The sequence below is a fragment of the Leclercia sp. M-A074-M genome (assembly GCF_965195605.1).
Lineage (GTDB): Bacteria > Pseudomonadota > Gammaproteobacteria > Enterobacterales > Enterobacteriaceae > Enterobacter.
On the sequence record NZ_CBDAHM010000001.1, the window covers coordinates 179,287 to 196,275 of the forward strand.

The following is a 16,989-nucleotide window of genomic DNA, read 5'->3' on the forward strand; positions in this document are numbered from 1 at the left end:
GACACACCCGAAATGAGGAACTGCATATGAACTCCAGTACCCTGAGCCCAGCCGTCAGCCGTTGGGTAATTTTCATCCTTGCCATCGGCGCGGGCTTTAGCGTCGCCGCCATCTATTATGCTCAGCCGCTACTGCCGCTGATGGGCGCAGATTTGCATCTCAGTATTGAAGGGATGGGAATGGTGCCCACCCTGACGCAGGCAGGCTATGCGCTGGGGATCCTCTTCCTGCTGCCGCTTGGCGATCGCTATGACCGCCGCACCCTGATTGTGGTGAAAAGCATCGCGCTGGCATTGCTACTTTTGGCCTGTAGCCTGACGGCTCAGATGCATTCCCTGCTGCTGGTCAGCCTGCTGATTGGGATGACCGCCACCATGGCGCAGGATATCGTTCCGGCTGCGGCGATCCTCGCCCCGGAGGGTAAACAGGGGAAAACCGTCGGTACGGTGATGACCGGCCTGTTACTGGGGATCCTGCTTTCCCGTACGGTGAGCGGCGTGGTAGGTGAAGCTTTTGGCTGGCGCGTGATGTACCAGCTGGCGGCAGGCAGTATTGCGATCCTCGCCGCCGTAATGTGGTTTATTCTGCCCCGCTTCGCGGTGCCGTCGAACCTGCGTTATCCGCAGCTGATGCGCTCCATGGCACACCTGTGGCGTCGCTACCCCGCTCTGCGCCGCGCCGCACTGGCACAGGGTTTTCTCTCCATCGCCTTTAGCGCCTTCTGGTCTACCCTCGCGGTGATGCTGATGGAACACTACGGTCTTGGCAGCGCCGTTGCCGGTGGCTATGGCATTGCCGGTGCCGCAGGCGCTCTGGCCGCGCCACTCGCTGGCGGTCTGGCGGATAAACTGGGCGCTGGTAAAGTCACTCAGCTGGGTGCCGCGCTGGTAACCGTCTCCTTCGCCCTGATGTTTTTCATGCCGGCATTAGGTGTACAGGGCCAGCTGATCCTGATTGCCGTTGCCGCGGTAGGTTTTGATCTCGGTCTGCAGTCGAGCCTGGTGGCTCACCAGAACCTGGTTTATAGCCTTGAGCCCCAGGCCCGTGGCCGTCTGAACGCTCTGCTCTTTACCGGTGTGTTTATCGGGATGGCGTTAGGTTCCGCGCTCGGCAGTCAGCTCTATACCATGGCCGGTTGGCCGGGCGTTATTGCGCTGGCGACCCTTACAGCAGGCGTGGCGCTGATTATCCGTATGACTGAAAACGTCCGCACCCGCTCATCGGCCCTGCAAAATTCCTGAAAAAAAGCCCAATCCGCAAAACGGATTGGGCATACAGAACATAACCAGTTTCAAGCCATGTTCTAAAGGTCAAGTCAGTTATTTATTCAACTGGAACAGAGACATACCCTGCATATCGCTGAATGCTTTATAAGATGCCTGAAGCGCCGCCTGCTGCATGGTGTAGGAGGAAATCGCAGCGTTCCAGTCGACATCAACCAGATCGCTCATCTGCTTCGACAGGCCTAATGAACGGTCGCTACCCAGCGTATCAAGTGATTCGAGCTCATTTAATTTGACACCCAGATCGGCGCGCACGGTAAGCACATTATCAAGGGAATTCCTTAAACCCCGGTTTGCTTTATCGATATCTTCCGCAAACTGGTCGGCCTTCGTCTGATCGCCTTCAACAGGAACTTTTAATGCTGCAATTGCGCTATCAAAAATTTTGAAAAGATTCTTTTCCTGGCTGCTCCCAGCGGGTTCCGGCACTGCATTGCTGGTGAAGGATTCAAACACTGCAGTACCTGTATGGCTGATTTGCATGCTACGAGCAGAATCTACCTGCTGGCTGATTGGTGTAGTACCGCCGTTATACGTCCCGGTCGCTTGATCGAATGCCGCCGCATCAGTTTTATAACCTGCAAAAATATAGCGTCCATTACCATCAGTGCTGTTTGCCAGGTTCATCAGCTGATCGCGGATACCCTGCAGATCGGTAGCAAGCGAGTTACGATCGCTATCACTCAATGTGCCATTACCTGCGTAGACAATCTTTTCCTGCGCAGCCTGCAACGCTATGGTGACCTGCCCCAAAATGTTCTCTTCCAGCGACACTTTCTGTGTAGCAAAAGAGCGGGCCAGCTTGAACTGGTCATTCTGGGCCTGCGCCTGGGACAATACTACCGCCTGAGACGCAGCGATAGGATCGTCAGAAGGACGGTTAACACGTTTACCGGTGGACATCTGCTCACCGTAGCTCAGCCACTTGCTCTGGGAGTCGGTGATCCCACGCATGTTCTGCTGGTACATCATCTGGGTGCTAATACGCATCGTTCACCTCGGCCTTAGCGAATATTGATTAACGCGTCAAAGAGCGTGCTGGCAGTTTGCAGCACCTGGGCATTGGCCAGGTAGTACTGCTGGTAGCGCTGGAGGTTGCCATACTCTTCATCGAGGTTAACCCCGGAGATCGACTGCTGCTGGTTGCTCAGCTGCGTCGTCACGTTTGCCTGGGTGGTGCTGCTGGTTTTCAGCGTCGCGGTTTTGCTGCCGACGGTACTGACCAGCGAGGCGTAGGCATCATTAAAGGTTTTATTGCCGCCGACCACTTTGCTACTTTGCAGATCCAGCAGCGCCTGGCCGTTGCGGTTATCGCTTTCACCGCCGGTGGCGTCAGACGCCAGCGCCAGTTTAGACTCATCGCTAATCGCCACATCCATATTGACGATGGCATTGACGACAGGCTTAACGATAAAGCTGTCTTTGTTATTCGCCGTGCCCGATACGTTCACCGTCAGGCCATCAAAGGACAAGTTACCTTTGCCGTCATCAACTGGCTTAACCGTGGTTTTATCCGAGAGGCGGGTGATCTTCCAGCTGCCGCCGTCAAACTCCATCTTGTAGTCGGTAGCCTGTACTTTAGCGCTGTCTGCCACGTTAATGGCGGCAGTGACGGAGGCCGAGCCGGTATTTTTGGTGTTTCCCAGTACCGCGGGAGCACCAATTTTAAAAAACTCACCGCCAGCGTTACCTTCTGGATCAAAGCCCTTTGCGTGTTGGCTGTTCATCTCGTTAGCGAAAGAGAGCGCCAGCTGGTTAAGAGTGTTACGTGCCGCGTCGAGCTCTTGGGTACGGAAAGTCAACATGCCGCCCAGAGAGCCGCTGGTCAGCAGTTTTTCCGGGATCTCTACGGGGCCCGAGGTGCCGTCAACAAACGCCACCGTAGTGCGGGATGGATCGGCGCTCGACTTCACGGCCGCCAGCTGATTAGCGGTGCTGCCCTGAACCAGGTTGTAGCCATTGCCAAAGGAGACGTTATAGGTGCCGCTATCCTGAACGGAGACTTCAACCCCCACGATCTGGTTCAGCTCGCTCACCAGCTGGTCACGCTGGTCGAGCAGATTGTTCGGGGATGCGCCCGCACCCACGCCGGTCAGGCGGGAAATCTGATCGTTCAGGTTGGCAATCTGTTTAGCGTAGTTGTTGATCTGATCAACGCTGGTACCGATGGCGGTGTTGATCTGCTTATCCTGATCCCGCAGATACTGATCGTTCACCTTGAACTGGTTCACCAGACCATCAGCCTTGCCCAGTACCGTCTGGCGCGCCGCCGGATCTTCGGCGTTGCTCACCAGAGTCTGCAGACTGGTAAAGAAACCCTGCAGGGTGGTCGCCAGGCTGTTGGTGCTGCCAGAGAGAATGTCGTCAATTTTGGACATCTGCTGGTAGCGGGTCGTCAGGGCACTGCTCTGGTTCTGCGCGGTGCGCAGCTGGTTGGTAATGAATGCATCATATTCGCGTTGTACCCCAGAGACATACACGCCGTTGCCAACCCAACCGCCGCCCGTCAGCGTGCTGTTTGAGGCACTCAGCACCGTCGTCTGACGGGTATAGCCCGTCACGTTGTAGCTCGAAATGTTATTACTGGCGGTATTCAGCGCAGCCTGTGCTGCACTGAGGCCACTCATGGCGCTGTTGATCAAACTGGACATGGGGGTTCCTTTTATACTTTCAGACACGAGTCCTGCTGGAGATTATCGGCAGGCCCCAGCCGGACTTGAGAACTTTCAGAACAGATTTTCGATATCGTTGCTGTAGGCTTTGCTGACTTTTTCACCCATCGCTTTCAGCTGCTGGATCATGCTGGTCAGCTTGCGGGCATACTGTGGATCGGTGGCATAGCCCGCGTTCTGCAACGCCTGCGCACCCTGCTCTGCCGTCGCGGCCTGGGTCACTGCCGCATAGCGCGGGTTACGACTCAACAGGCCGACATAGTCTGAAAGTGCCTCGAGATAGGAGCTGTAGACGCGGAATTTGGCTTTGATCTTCTTCGCTTCGCCGTTTTCATACTCGGTGGTGGTGATCTCGGTAGTCGGCCCTTTCCAGCTCCCCGAGGCCTTCACCCCAAAGATGTTAAAGCTCGGCTCACCGTTCTCACGACGGATCTGCCGTTGCCCCCAGCCCGACTCCAGCGCCGCCTGGGCGAGGATCAGGTGATGCGGCACCCCGCTCTGCTGGCTGGCGAGACGCGCCGGCAGGGAGAGCTGCGCCAGGAAGTCTTTGCTGTCGCCGGTAAGGGGTTCATCATTGCTCTCAGGCACCTTCGGCACCGCTTTACGCACCATCTGCGTCAGAGCCTGGTTTTGATAGCTGGTGACCCTTTCCAGATCGAACTTCATCGGCACCTGCTGCGGTGCCTCTTCTGGCGGCACGCCCTGCGCGGCCGCCATCTGCTTAACGATCACATCGGCAAGTCCTAACCCTTTACCGGCAGTCATCTGCTGCGAAATCTGCTGGTCATACATGCTGGTGTACAGACGCGTGGAATCGCTGCTGAAGATGCCATCTTTTGGCAGGGCTTCACGCATGATTTTCAGCATCATCTGGACAAACATCCCCTCCACCTGGCGGGCAACCGGGCGGATATTGCCCGCCGGATCTTTACCCGCTTTAGACTTCAGTTCGTTGAGCGACTGGGTATCCCAGGCCGCGCTGCTCAGCAGTTTGCTATCGGTCAGCATCAGATAATTTCCAGTTTGGCGCGCAGGCAGCCCGCGCTCTGCATGGATTGCAGAATCGACATCAGATCCATCGGGGTGGCGCCCAGCGCGTTCAGGGCACGTACCACGTTGTTCAGGTTGGCGCTGGAGCGCACGCTCTGCAGCGAGCCGCCGCTCTGACGCAAATCGATTTGGGTCTGCGGCGTCACCACCGTTTCACCGCCGCCAAACGGCGTATCTGGCTGGCTGACGTTAGCCGAGCGGTTGACGGTCACCGACAGGTTGCCCTGCGCCACGGCGCAGCTATCCAGCGTCACCTCACGGTTCATCACCACCGAGCCGGTGCGGGAGTTGATGATCACTTTGGCATCCTGCGGCGTGACGTTCACTTCCATATTCTGGATATCCGCCAGCAGACGCACCTGGTTACTGCCGCCGCTGGAGACGCGGATCTGCACGGTGCGGGCATCCAGCGCGGTAGCGCTGCCGTAGCCGCGGTTGCGGTTGATGGTGTCCGCAATCTGCTGCGCCATAGTGAAGTCGTCATTATTCAGCTGCAGGTTAATGGTGTTGCCGCTGCCGAACTGGGTCGGCAGTTCACGCTCAATAACCGCCCCGTTGGTAATACGGCCGCCGTTAAGCTGGTTGACCTGCACGCTGCTGCCGCCTGCGGAGGCACCCGCCCCGCCGACAAGGATGTTACCCTGCGCCAGGGCATACACCTGGCTATCTACCCCTTTCAGGGGGGTCATCAGCAGAGTCCCGCCGCGCAGGCTTTTCGCATTCCCCATGGAGGATACCACCACGTCGATGGTTTGCCCCTGGCGCGCAAAGGCCGGGAAAGAGGCGGTGACCATTACCGCCGCCACGTTTTTCAGCTGCATGTTGGTCCCGGCGGGCACCGTGATGCCGAGCTGGGAGAGCATGTTGTTCAGACTCTGGGTCGTGAACGGCGTCTGGGTGGTCTGGTCACCCGTCCCGTCAAGCCCCACAACCAGACCGTAACCGATCAGTGAGTTTTCCCGCACACCCTGTACGCTTGTGAGATCGCGAATACGGTCGGCCTGGGCACATGTCGCCACCAGCACCAGCAGGAACCCGAAGAGGGATTTAAACATAGGTCACCTCGATTACATCGGTGATAAGTTAAGGAAGAAACGCTGCAACCAGCCCATATTCTGCGCCTCATTGATGTAGCCGTTGCCGACATACTCAATGCGCGCATCGGCCACCTGAGTGGACGGTACGGTGTTGGAGCCACTGATGGTGCGAGGGTTAACCACACCGGAGAAGCGAATGAATTCCGTGCCCTGGTTGATGGCGATCTGTTTTTCACCCACTACATGTAAATTGCCGTTCGCCAGCACCTGGTCGACGGTTACCGTCAACGTGCCGCTAAAGGTGTTGCTGGCATTGGCGCCGCCTTTACCGTTAAAGGAGTTGCCGCCAGACGCCTCGGCATCGGCGCGCGCGTTACCGAAGAGTCCTTCGAGATAGCGTGGCACAGTGTCGAAGCCAAAATTGGTTTTCCCGTCGCGGCTGGCATTCGCCGACGAGCTCTTACTGGCGCTGACGTTTTCCTGTAGCTGGATGGTCAGCGTATCGCCGATATTACGTGGGCGACGGTCTTCAAACAGCGGCTGATAACCGTAGTTAATCGGCTGCGCGGTCTGGAAAATTGAGCCATTCACTACCGGCGTCGGGCCAGGAATGGGTTGGGCGGAAGTCGCACCCTGCACCAAAGGTTGAGACGGAACCCAGGCGCAACCGCTGAGGGTAACGGCCAGGAGAGTCACTATGGGATAACGAATCGCCGCGTGTTTTTGCATTGCCTTCATCTTCGAAAACAGGGAGCCGGTGCGGCGTGAACCGCACCGGGCTACACCTTAGAGTTGCGTCAGTTTCTGCAGCATCTGGTCGGTCGTCGACACTGCTTTACTGTTAATTTCGTACGCGCGTTGAACCTGGATCATATTCACCAGCTCTTCCGCGACGTTGACGTTTGAGGTTTCCACATACCCCTGATACAGCAGACCTGAACCGTTCAGACCCGGCGTGCTCTCGTTCGGTGCGCCGGAGGACTGGGTTTCGATGTACAGGTTTTCACCGATACTTTCCAGACCGGTGTCGTTCATAAAGGTGGTCAGGTTAAGCTGGCCAACCTGCACCGGCGCAGCCTGGCCCTGCTGGGTCACGCTCACGATCCCGTCACGCCCGATGGTAATGCTCAGGGCGTTCGCCGGAATGGTGATCGCCGGCTGCACCTGGAAACCGCCCGCGGTCACCAGCTGGCCGTTCTGATCCACCTGGAACGAACCGTCACGGGTATAGGCAGAGGTCCCGTCCGGGAGCTGAACCTGGAAGAAGCCCTGGCCCTTGATCGCCACGTCTTTGCTGTTGTTGGTCTGGGAGAGGTTGCCCTGGCTGTGCAGACGTTCAGTCGCTACCGGGCGAACACCGGTACCAATCTGCAGACCGGAAGGCAGCGTAGTCTGTTCAGAAGACTGTGCCCCTGGCTGGCGAATGGTTTGATAAAGCAAATCTTCGAAAACCGCACGCTGACGCTTAAACCCATTGGTGCTGACGTTCGCCAGGTTGTTGGCGATGACATCCATATTGGTTTGCTGCGCGTCGAGGCCGGTTTTCGCGATCCATAAAGAACTGATCATAAGTAGTCCTGTTAACTCATTGACAGCAGTTGGTTGGCGCGACCGGCGTTTTCATCAACGCTGGAAATCACCTTCATCTGCATTTCAAAACGGCGGGCGCTGGCGATCATGTCGGTCATCGCGGTTACTGGCTTAACGTTACTGCCTTCCAGCACGCCAGACATGACGCGAATGGTCGGGTCAGCCTGTAACGTTGCGCCACGGGTAGCCTGCGCCGCCTGGGTCAGACGGAACATGCCGTCGTCGCCACGCTGCACTTCAAAACCTTCGGCTTTTACCAGCTTCAGGCGGCCAACCGGCGCGACGGTGTTTGGCGGATCGCCCGGGTTCAGGGCGGAGATGGTGCCGTCGGCCGCGATGGTGATCTCCGAGCCTTCCGGCACGGTGATCGGGCCACCTTCACCAATAACCGGACGTCCCTGGATGGTCAGTTGCCCGACCGCGTCCACCTGGATGTTCCCGTTACGGGTGTAGCCTTCGCCGCCGTCTGCGGTCTGAACCGCCAGCCAGCCGTCCTGCTGCAGCGCCACATCAAGCGGGCGCGAGGTGTAATCCATCTGCCCGGGCGTCATATCGGCTCCCGGGGTGGAGGCGGTCACCAGCGTACGCGTCGGCAGGGAGAGCCCTTCCACCGGGACGGCGCGCATCGCATTGAGCTGCGCGCGAAAGCCCGGCGTCGAAGCGTTCGCCAGGTTGCTGGCGGTGACGGCCTGCTGATTGAGCGTCTGACTGGCGGCGCCCATCGCGGTATATATTGCGTGATCCATTAAGCTATCCCGTCAGCCACTTAGCGGAGGTTAACCAGCGTGTTGAGGATCTGATCCTGGGTTTTGATGGTCTGCGCGTTCGACTGATAGTTACGCTGCGCGACGATCATATTGACCAGCTCTTTACTCAGGTCGACGTTGGAGGCTTCCAGCGCGCCGTTGGTCAGGGTACCGAAGTTACCGGAACCGGCGGTGCCCAGCAGCGCCACGCCTGAAGACTGCGTGGCAGACCAGACGTTGTTCCCCTCAGACTGCAGACCTTCGTTGTTGGCGAAGTTTGCCAGTACGATCTGACCCAGCACCTGGTTCTGTTCGTTGGAGTAGTTACCTACCACGGTACCGTCGTCGTTGATCTGATAGCTCACCAGGTCGCCCGGCTTGTAGCCGTTCTGGTTGGTCGCCACGATGTTGTTCGCCCCGGTGTTCTGCTGCATGGAGTTCAGGAAGCTCAGGGAGAAGGTCACCGGCAGCGCGCCGCTCAGCGGATCGGTGGTCACGTTAATGGCCGGATTGGCGTTTGGCGTCGCACTCAAAACACCGGCTGGGCTGTAGTTATAGATCCCTTCCAGGTTGCCGTTGGGGTCGAAGCTCATCTGGGCAGATTTGGTGATCTGGCCGTTCGCGGCGCTACCGTCCTGGGTGTAGAGATCCCACTTGTTGTCCGCCGTTTTCACGTAGTAGACATACATGTTGTGGGCGTTACCCTGGTTGTCATAGACGGTGATGGTGCCTTTCTTGTTGAAGCTGTCTGAATCCGGGTTGGCACTGGTCACGTCAAACGGGATGTTAGGCACGCTGTCCGTGGAGTTCAGGTTGATCTGCTGGGCTGCGGTGCTGGTCGCTTTAGCGGCCATCAGATTGTTAGGAATGGTGATCGGCTGCGGGTTCGCGCCGGTCTGTACCGTTGGCGGGCTACCCGCTGCCGGATAGCCGGTCACCTGCAGACCCTGCATGTTTACCAGGTTGCGGTTTTCGTCCAGGCTGAACTGGCCGTTACGGCTGTAATAGACGGAACCGTTGCTGTCGAGCATACGGAAGAAACCGTTCTGGCTGATCGCCACGTCCAGACCACGACCGGTATTAGTGGTGGTACCGTCGCTGAAGTCCTGAGTGATCCCGGCGACTTTTACGCCCAGACCGACTTTGGAACCGGCGAACATATCTGCGAACGACGCGCTACCAGACTTAAAGCCATAGGTCGCGGAGTTGGCAATGTTGTTACCAATGACGTCGAGGTTAGTGGCTGCAGCATTCAGGCCGCTGACCGCTTGTGAAAAGGCCATTTGTTACTCCTGATAAAGGTTAAGGCTTATATAATCTGCCGAACTTCGTCGAGCGTAGTTGTACCGTAAGTCCCCAGATCCAGCGTGTTACCGTTGCTGCTGCGGATCACACCCTGCACCATCGCGAACTGCAGTGGCTGGGCCACCAGCTGCGTACTGCCGCTGCTGGCGGAGATGGCAACGTTATAGGAACCATTTGGCGCACTGCTGCCGTCGGTCATCGTGCCGTCCCAGGTAAAGGTGTGTACTCCCGCTTTCAGTTCGCCGATATCAATGGTACGAACCACCGCACCGTTCCTGTCGGTGATGGTGGCGGTCACTTTATCGGCGCTCTGCTGCAGCTCAACACCAAACGGCGTGGTGGAGGTGGTGCTGGTGCCGTCGGTGCTGCTACTGCCTGCCAGAATGGTGGAGCCCGGGATCATCACGCCATGCCCAATCAGCGTGCTGGCCTGCATCGACTGGCTGCTGTCGAGCTGCCCGGAAATAGAACCCAACGTGGTGTTCAGTTTCTCGATGCCGCTCACCGTACTGATCTGCGCAAGCTGCGTGGTCAGTTCGTTGTTCTGCATCGGGTTGGTTGGATCCTGGTTTTTCAGCTGTGCGACCAGCAGCGTCAGGAAGCTGCTTTGCAGATCGGACGCGTTGCTGCCGGTAAGCGAACTGTTGCCGGTGGTGCCGCTGACGCCTGTGGCACTCGACCTGTCATTGACATTGACTGCAATGGACATTGATCTCTCCTTTACTGGCCCAGAGTGAGCGTTTTAAGCATCATGCTCTTCACGGTGTTCAGTACTTCAACGTTGGCCTGGTAGCTGCGGGACGCTGACATGGTGTTCACCATCTCGCCCACTACATCCACGTTCGGCATTTTGACGTAGCCGTTGGCGTCGGCCAGCGGGTTGCCCGGCTCGTAGACCAGTTTGTCCGGTGCCTGGCTCTCAATTACGCTGGCGACTTTTACCCCGCCGGTTGCGGCGCCCGGTGCCGCATCGACCTGGAACACCACCTGTTTGGCGCGATAAGGTTGCCCGTCCGGACCCGCCACGCTGTCGGCGTTCGCCAGGTTACTGGCGGCGACGTTCAGTCGTTGCGATTGCGCGGTCAGGGCTGAACCCGCGATATCAAAGATATTGAGTAAGGCCATTAACCATTGCCTCCCTGCAGAACATTCATCATGCCTTTAATCTGCCCGCCGAGAACGGTCAGCCCCATCTGGTACTGCAGGCTGTTATCGGCGAACTGCGTACGCTCCCGGTCCATATCGACGGTGTTACCGTCCAGGGATGGCTGATCGGGAATGCGATAAAGTAAATCGATACTCGGGGTGGTCACGGTCTGTGCGGGAATGTGGCGTGCAGACGTCAGCGCAAGGGCGACACCGCTATTTTCGGCCCGACCGCGCTCCATCACTTTCTTTAATTCACTGGAAAAATCGATATCGCGCGCCTGAAACCCGGGGGTGTCGGCGTTAGCGATATTGGCGGCCAGAATCTCCTGACGCTGGGCGCGTAAGTTGAGCGCTTCCTGCTGAAAACGTAGCGCGGCGTCGAGTTTATCGAGCATGTCTCCTCCGCTGATGGCAAAATTTCAGTGGATAGCTTAAATCTCACCCCGTCTACTTCATCGACGGAATAAGCACAAAATGCGTCGCTATTTATTGCGTTGATGGCAAACCCCTACAGGTAGAATTCTGCTCATCATTAAACCGACGGTAACGGGCGATATGGCACTCAAACGTGGTTTCACCGCAACCCTGCTCCTCTGGAGCGCCCTCACGCAGGCGCAGGATCTTGATGCCCAGCTGACAACATTTTTTGCCCAGCGGCTGGCGGGGTTCAGCGATGAGGTTTCGGTGCAGGTTCGCACGCCAGCCAGCATGCGTCCTTCGTGCGAGACGCCTGCATTCAGCGTTCTCGGCAATACGAAGCTGTGGGGCAACGTCAGCGTTACCGCCCGATGTGGCAATGAAAAACGATTTATACAGGTTGCAGTTCAGGCCACGGGCGATTATGTTGTCGCGTCCCGGAGTATCCCCCGGGGTGCCGCCCTGCAGCCGGACAGCGTTACGCTGAAGCGCGGCAGGCTGGATCAGCTTCCGCCCCGGGCCATCCTGGACATTAACCAGGTGCAGAATGCCGTCAGCCTGCGCGATCTGGTGCCAGGGCAGCCTTTGCAGCTATCGATGCTGCGTCAGTCCTGGCGGATCAAAGCGGGGCAGCGGGTGATGGTTATCGCCAGCGGCGACGGCTTTAGCGTTAACGGTGAAGGTCAGGCGCTAAACAATGCGGCGGTTGCGCAAAACGCCCGGGTGAGAATGTCTTCGGGCCAGGTGGTGAGCGGAACGGTGGATTCTGATGGGAATATTCTGATTAACCTATAATCTTTTTAAAGATTATGCGGCGGCTGCCGATATAGAAGTAACTTAATGATGATGTCAGGCGCCAACGCCGCGAACCCTCGATGAGGACAATATAATGAGCATTGATCGTACATCGCCCCTGAAGCCGGTTAGCCCAGTTCAACCGCGCGAAATGAATGACACTGCCACTGCAAAGACTCGCCCGCAAAAATCGGCGACCGCCAACAGCACCAGCGTCACGCTGAGCGATGCCCAGGCGAAACTGATGCAGCCTGGTAGCAACGATATCAACATGGAGCGTGTTGAAGCGCTGAAAACCGCCATCCGCAATGGCGAGCTGAAAATGGATACCAGTAAAATCGCTGATGCGCTGATCCAGGATGCGCAAAGTTTCTTAGAGTAACCACTGTATGAGTCGTCTGACGGAAATAATGGATCAAATGACGGTCGTGTTGAACGACCTGAAAACGGTCATGGACGCCGAACAGCAGCAGCTCTCTGCCGGAAATGTTCATGGCAGCGCGCTGCAGCGCATTACAGAAGATAAAAGCTCACTGCTGGCCACGCTGGACTACCTTGAACAGCAGCGACGCAGCGAGCAATCCGCGCGCCATAGTGCAAATGATGATGTCGTCGAACGCTGGCAAACTATTACTGAAAAAACGCAGCATCTGCGCGATCTGAATCAGCACAACGGGTGGTTACTGGAAGGGCAGATCCTCCGTAACCAGCAGGCGCTTGCCGTGCTTAAGCCGCATCAGGAGACAGGACTGTATGGCGCCGATGGCCAGACAGCCAGCTCACGCAGCGGCGGAAAGAAAATTTCGATTTAATCAGGCGATAGCCACAGGAATGGGGAGCACCGACAGGCGCTCCCCTTTTTTTGCATTACGCCGTGCGGCGGGCAAACTCTTTCACCTTAAAGCCCAGCACCGCGAGGGTGGCAAAGTAGGCCACTACCCCCACCAGCACGACCGCCATCAGGCGCAGCAGACGATATGGCATGGTGCCCAGCGACCAGTCCGGCATTACGTAGAGCATCCCCACCAGCGCGGCCGCCATTACCAGCACCGCAATCACCAGACGCAGCAGGAAGCGCGACCAGCCCGGCTGCGGGGTAAAGATCTGCTGCTTACGCAGCTGCCAGTAGAGCAGCCCGGCGTTGAGACAGGCCGCCAGACCGATGGATAACGACAGACCGGCATGCTTCAGCGGACCGATAAATGCGAGGTTCATCACCTGGGTCATAATCAGCGTCACAATGGCGATCTTCACCGGGGTTTTGATGTCCTGGCGCGAATAGAAGCCCGGGGCCAGCACTTTCACCACGATAAGGCCCATCAGTCCCACGGAATAGGCGATCAGCGCCCGCTGGGTCATGGCAGCATCAAAGGCGGTAAATTTACCGTACTGGAACAGGGAGACGGTGAGCGGTTTCGCCAGGATCCCCAGCGCTACGGCGCTTGGCAGCGCCAGCAGGAAGCAGAGGCGTAACCCCCAGTCCATCAGGCGGCAATATTCGTCATGGTTGCCACTGGCGAAACTGCGGGAGAGTGAAGGCAGTAAAATGGTGCCCAGCGCCACCCCCAGCACCCCGGAGGGAAACTCCATCAGGCGATCGGCGTAGTACATCCAGGAAACCGACCCGGAGACGAGGAAGGAGGCGAAGATGGTGTTGATGATGAGTGAAATCTGGCTCACCGACACGCCAAGGATCGCCGGCCCCATCTGCTTCACCACGCGCATCGCGCCGGCATCGCGCAGGTTAATGCGCGGCAGGACCAGCATGCCGATTTTCTTCAGGTGCGGCAGCTGATACGCCAGCTGGAGTACCCCCCCTACCGTCACAGCCCAGGCCAGCGCCAGTACTGGCGGATGGAAATGCGGCGCGGCAAACAGCGCAAAGCCGATCATGCTGACGTTAAGGAAGGTGGGCGCAAAGGCCGGTACCGAGAAGCGGTTCCAGGTGTTGAGGATGGCTCCGACCAGCGACGCCAGGGAGATCAGCAGTATATAAGGAAAGGTGATGCGCAGCAGCTGCGTAGTCAGGGCAAACTTGTCGGCGGTATCGGCAAAGCCGGGGGCGGTCACCATGATCACCCAGGGCGCCGCCAGCATCCCAATCACGGTGACGATGGCCAGCGCGAGGGTCAACAGCCCCGACACATACGCGACAAAGACCCTGGTGGCGTCTTCACCCTCCTTACTTTTATATTCCGCGAGGATAGGCACGAACGCCTGGGAAAAGGCGCCTTCGGCAAAAATTCGACGCAGCAGGTTGGGCAGTTTGAACGCGACAAAAAAGGCGTCAGTGGCCATCCCTGCGCCAAAGACCCGCGCCACAATGGCGTCGCGCGCAAAACCCAGCACGCGCGAAAACATGGTCATCGAGCTGACGGCGGCCAGCGATTTTAATAGGTTCATTAACGTGAGCTTCCACTACCTGAAACAAAACGCCTGCAAAGCAGGCGTCATTTCGCCGGGTATCGCTATGCTTACCCGGCCTGGAAAACGCAAAACGCGCCTAGTCTACTCGTAAAAACAGGAATTGCTATGGGCAGATGTTACAGAGGGTTATTCGCTCATGGCATCGCGCCAGAGCTTCTCCACGATGCGCTGGGCACGGATCGCCTGTTCACCCGAGGTTTCAGGAACCGTCTGATTTTGCACGCATTCAATAAAGTGGCGCGCGCAGCCCGCAAAACCACGCTGCTCCAGGGTGCTCTGCCAGCCAGGAATAGCCGGCGTAACCACTCCAGCGCCCCGCTCTTCGCGCCACTCGCGCATATCGGTCACGTCCAGCAGCGCGCCGTCCGTCACCGCCTGGACCCACTCCCGCTGGCTGCCTGCCCGGCGGTGCATGGAGGTGGTGATCTGCATATTGCCCGTGCTGAAATGGTGCTCAGCATAGATCATCGCCCCCTGCTCGTTGGTTTGCAGCGTGCCGCCGGTGAGACGCGCATTATCTCCCGCCAGCCACAGCGCGGTGTCCACCACGTGCAGATAATCATCCAGCAAGGTAAAACGCAGATCGTTGGGGCCGACGCTGTCGGCGCGATGCTTATCCATCCGCAGGGATGCCGCCTCCTGAAGCCCATTTTTCAGCTGCTGATAGAGCGGCGCAAAGCGACGGTTGAAACCGACCATCAGGGTGCGTTTTTTCTGTGCAGCGAGCTCAATCAGGCGCTCGGCGTCGGCCAGATTGTCCGCCAGTGGTTTATCAACACAGACATGCACCCCGGCATGCAGTAGCTCGCTAACCACCTGGTAATGGGTGGCGGTGGAAGTATGGACAAAGACTGCATCACAGGCGCGGGCCAGCTCCTGCAACGACTCATAGTAAGGCATACGCAGCGATTCACAGATCCTGATCGCCTTATCCCGAGAGGGTGACCAGGCCCCCTGCAATGTCCAGTCTGACGCGGCGCTCAGCACCGGCAGCCAGGCTTTCTGGGCGATCCCCCCCAGCCCTACCACGCCCACTCGTAATTTTGTCACCGTTAATCTCCCAGATGTGCCAGCAGCGAATCGAGGCGCTGCTTCAGTTCTTCGACTTCGTTTTCCAGCGCTTCAACGCGGGCCAGTAAGGTTTCTTCCGTGGCGGGAGCCACTGTCTCAGCGGCGGCGGCAGTTTCAACCTCTCCGCTGAAGAGATGCATATAGCGGCTTTCACGCTTGCCCGGCTCCCGCGCCAGGCGCAGGACAAACGGGCCATCCTCTCTTGCCGCCAGGCCTTCGAGGGTCTGTTCCACCTCCTGCATATCGGCGAATTCATGCATGCGCGCCGCCCGGGTGCGCAGCTCGCCCGGGGTCTGTGCCCCGCGCAGCAGCAGGGTGGCGATCAGCGCCACTTCGGCGGAGTTTAGCTTCAGGGCGCCAAACTCGGAGTTGCAAAAACGCTGCTCATATTTGGTGACGCGATTGCCAAAGCCGCTGACGGTGCGCAGGTAGTGGCGTTTCACCAGCGCATCCAGCAGATCCTGTACCTCATGTTCGGCAAGGTTCATCACCGGTTCACGGTTGGTTTTTTGGTTGCAGGCCAGGGTGACCGCATTTACCGAGAGCGGATACTGCTCCGGCGTCGTGACCTGCTTCTCCAGCAGGCAGCCAATGACGCGCGCTTCAGTGGCGCTTAACTGATATTTCATCTCTGTTCCTTAGCGCCCCGCGCTCCACTCTTTGGTTGTCAGCGCCGTCAGGACATGATCGCGCCATTCGCCGTCAATCAGCAGGTAATCTTTGGCGTAGCCCTCCTTTTCAAATCCGAGGCGCGCCAGCAGACCGCCGCTGCGCTGATTGTGCGGCATATAGTTGGCCATAATGCGGTGCATGTGCTGGGTACGTTGCATATAGCGGATTGCCGAGGTCAGCGCTTCAAACATCAGCCCCTGCCCCTGCCATTTTTGCCCGATGGAGTACCCCAGATAGCAGGCATGAAACGAGCCCCGCACTACGTTAGAGAAGTTGGCGATGCCAATGATCTCTTTTTCATCGGGGTCCAGCAGGGCAAAGTAGAACGCCGAGCCCTGCTTGTGAAACTCGGCGATCATGCTCAGCCGGGCCTGCCAGCCGGAAGGATAGCAGTGGCTCTCATCCCGCACGGGTTCCCAGGGTTTTAAAAACTGACGATTCTCAGCGTAGTAGTCCGCCAGACGCCAGGCATCACGCTCATGCACGAGGCGAACCACCAGCCGGTCGGTCGTCAGGCGTACTTTCGGCACATTACTGCGATAGCCAAACATGGATACTACTCCTTCATGTTACAACTTTGACCCGTTAGCTTTACTATACCTGCGCTGCTGCCTTCTGGGAAAACAGTGACATACCATTTTGAAGACTTTTCACATTTTTCGATTAAAACCCTCAATCAAAACCCCTTTTTGATAAAAAAATATTGTCGCCTGCGTAGTGGGAAAAAACCTGCCGACACCGCAGAATATTAGCGCGCTCATTATCTTGATACCCT

The 16,989-nt window shown here is 57.7% G+C and carries 19 protein-coding genes; 4 read left to right on the forward strand and 15 right to left on the reverse strand.

Annotated elements, in window-relative coordinates; translation table 11 throughout:
• Positions 1-26 precede the first annotated feature (26 nt).
• Positions 27-1,241 (forward strand): MFS transporter, encoded by a 1,215-nt coding sequence (locus ACOKCT_RS00960; RefSeq protein WP_103179084.1) that lies wholly within the window; start codon positions 27-29, stop codon positions 1,239-1,241.
• 78 nt (positions 1,242-1,319) lie between these two features.
• On the opposite strand, the gene flgL is transcribed toward ACOKCT_RS00960, so the two are convergent.
• From flgL to flgB, 11 genes are all read right to left on the reverse strand, one after another.
• Positions 1,320-2,273: a flagellar hook-associated protein FlgL gene (gene flgL / locus ACOKCT_RS00965; RefSeq protein ID WP_214421833.1), complete on the reverse strand. Its 954-nt coding sequence runs from the start codon at positions 2,271-2,273 to the stop codon at positions 1,320-1,322.
• Between the two features lie 14 nt (positions 2,274-2,287).
• A complete protein-coding gene (gene flgK / locus ACOKCT_RS00970; RefSeq protein ID WP_156654276.1) occupies positions 2,288-3,934 on the reverse strand; it encodes a flagellar hook-associated protein FlgK in 1,647 nt (548 codons plus the stop codon).
• Positions 3,935-4,009: 75 nt separating this feature from the next.
• A complete protein-coding gene (flgJ, locus tag ACOKCT_RS00975; protein ID WP_420193074.1) occupies positions 4,010-4,963 on the reverse strand; it encodes a flagellar assembly peptidoglycan hydrolase FlgJ in 954 nt (317 codons plus the stop codon).
• Positions 4,963-6,060 carry a flagellar basal body P-ring protein FlgI gene (locus tag ACOKCT_RS00980; protein WP_103179080.1) on the reverse strand — a complete coding sequence of 366 codons (1,098 nt, stop codon included), beginning with the start codon at positions 6,058-6,060 and terminating at the stop codon, positions 4,963-4,965. Before ACOKCT_RS00980 ends, flgJ begins: the two co-directional genes overlap by 1 nt.
• A 12-nt stretch (positions 6,061-6,072) precedes the next feature.
• Positions 6,073-6,771: a flagellar basal body L-ring protein FlgH gene (flgH, locus tag ACOKCT_RS00985; RefSeq protein ID WP_039028917.1), complete on the reverse strand. Its 699-nt coding sequence runs from the start codon at positions 6,769-6,771 to the stop codon at positions 6,073-6,075.
• Between the two features lie 57 nt (positions 6,772-6,828).
• On the reverse strand, positions 6,829-7,611 hold the full coding sequence (flgG, locus tag ACOKCT_RS00990; RefSeq protein WP_032617536.1) for a flagellar basal-body rod protein FlgG: 783 nt from the start codon (positions 7,609-7,611) through the stop codon (positions 6,829-6,831).
• An 11-nt stretch (positions 7,612-7,622) separates the two neighbouring features.
• The gene (locus tag ACOKCT_RS00995; protein WP_180209147.1) at positions 7,623-8,378 is read right to left on the reverse strand and encodes a flagellar basal body rod protein FlgF; all 756 of its coding nucleotides are present in this window, start codon (positions 8,376-8,378) and stop codon (positions 7,623-7,625) included.
• A 20-nt stretch (positions 8,379-8,398) separates the two neighbouring features.
• Positions 8,399-9,661 (reverse strand): flagellar hook protein FlgE, encoded by a 1,263-nt coding sequence (gene flgE, locus ACOKCT_RS01000; RefSeq protein ID WP_156654275.1) that lies wholly within the window; start codon positions 9,659-9,661, stop codon positions 8,399-8,401.
• Between the two features lie 26 nt (positions 9,662-9,687).
• Positions 9,688-10,392: a flagellar hook assembly protein FlgD gene (gene flgD, locus ACOKCT_RS01005; RefSeq protein WP_103179077.1), complete on the reverse strand. Its 705-nt coding sequence runs from the start codon at positions 10,390-10,392 to the stop codon at positions 9,688-9,690.
• 11 nt (positions 10,393-10,403) lie between these two features.
• Entirely contained in the window at positions 10,404-10,808 is a 405-nt protein-coding gene (gene flgC, locus ACOKCT_RS01010; RefSeq protein ID WP_103179076.1) for a flagellar basal body rod protein FlgC, read from the reverse strand.
• Positions 10,808-11,227, reverse strand: coding sequence for a flagellar basal body rod protein FlgB (gene flgB, locus ACOKCT_RS01015; RefSeq protein ID WP_103179075.1), 420 nt, complete (start codon positions 11,225-11,227; stop codon positions 10,808-10,810). The genes flgC and flgB overlap by 1 nt, the downstream gene beginning before the upstream one ends.
• A 160-nt stretch (positions 11,228-11,387) precedes the next feature.
• Here flgB and flgA point away from each other — a divergent pair, with 160 nt between their 5' ends.
• From flgA to flgN, 3 genes are all read left to right on the forward strand, one after another.
• The gene (gene flgA, locus ACOKCT_RS01020) at positions 11,388-12,044 is read left to right on the forward strand and encodes a flagellar basal body P-ring formation chaperone FlgA (RefSeq protein ID WP_214421832.1); all 657 of its coding nucleotides are present in this window, start codon (positions 11,388-11,390) and stop codon (positions 12,042-12,044) included.
• 94 nt (positions 12,045-12,138) lie between these two features.
• A complete protein-coding gene (gene flgM, locus ACOKCT_RS01025) occupies positions 12,139-12,426 on the forward strand; it encodes a flagellar biosynthesis anti-sigma factor FlgM (RefSeq protein ID WP_103179073.1) in 288 nt (95 codons plus the stop codon).
• Positions 12,427-12,433: 7 nt separating this feature from the next.
• On the forward strand, positions 12,434-12,856 hold the full coding sequence (gene flgN / locus ACOKCT_RS01030) for a flagella biosynthesis chaperone FlgN (RefSeq protein ID WP_103179072.1): 423 nt from the start codon (positions 12,434-12,436) through the stop codon (positions 12,854-12,856).
• 55 nt (positions 12,857-12,911) lie between these two features.
• On the opposite strand, the gene murJ is transcribed toward flgN, so the two are convergent.
• The 4 genes from murJ to rimJ all read right to left on the reverse strand — a co-directional run bounded on the left by murJ (position 12,912) and on the right by rimJ (position 16,765).
• Positions 12,912-14,447 (reverse strand): murein biosynthesis integral membrane protein MurJ, encoded by a 1,536-nt coding sequence (murJ, locus tag ACOKCT_RS01035; protein ID WP_103179071.1) that lies wholly within the window; start codon positions 14,445-14,447, stop codon positions 12,912-12,914.
• A gap of 150 nt (positions 14,448-14,597) precedes the next feature.
• Complete coding sequence (locus ACOKCT_RS01040; RefSeq protein WP_214421831.1) at positions 14,598-15,521, reverse strand: Gfo/Idh/MocA family protein; 924 nt, start codon at positions 15,519-15,521, stop codon at positions 14,598-14,600.
• Between the two features lie 2 nt (positions 15,522-15,523).
• On the reverse strand, positions 15,524-16,171 hold the full coding sequence (locus ACOKCT_RS01045; protein ID WP_103179069.1) for a YceH family protein: 648 nt from the start codon (positions 16,169-16,171) through the stop codon (positions 15,524-15,526).
• 9 nt (positions 16,172-16,180) lie between these two features.
• The gene (gene rimJ / locus ACOKCT_RS01050; RefSeq protein ID WP_103179068.1) at positions 16,181-16,765 is read right to left on the reverse strand and encodes a ribosomal protein S5-alanine N-acetyltransferase; all 585 of its coding nucleotides are present in this window, start codon (positions 16,763-16,765) and stop codon (positions 16,181-16,183) included.
• Positions 16,766-16,989: the final 224 nt, after the last annotated feature.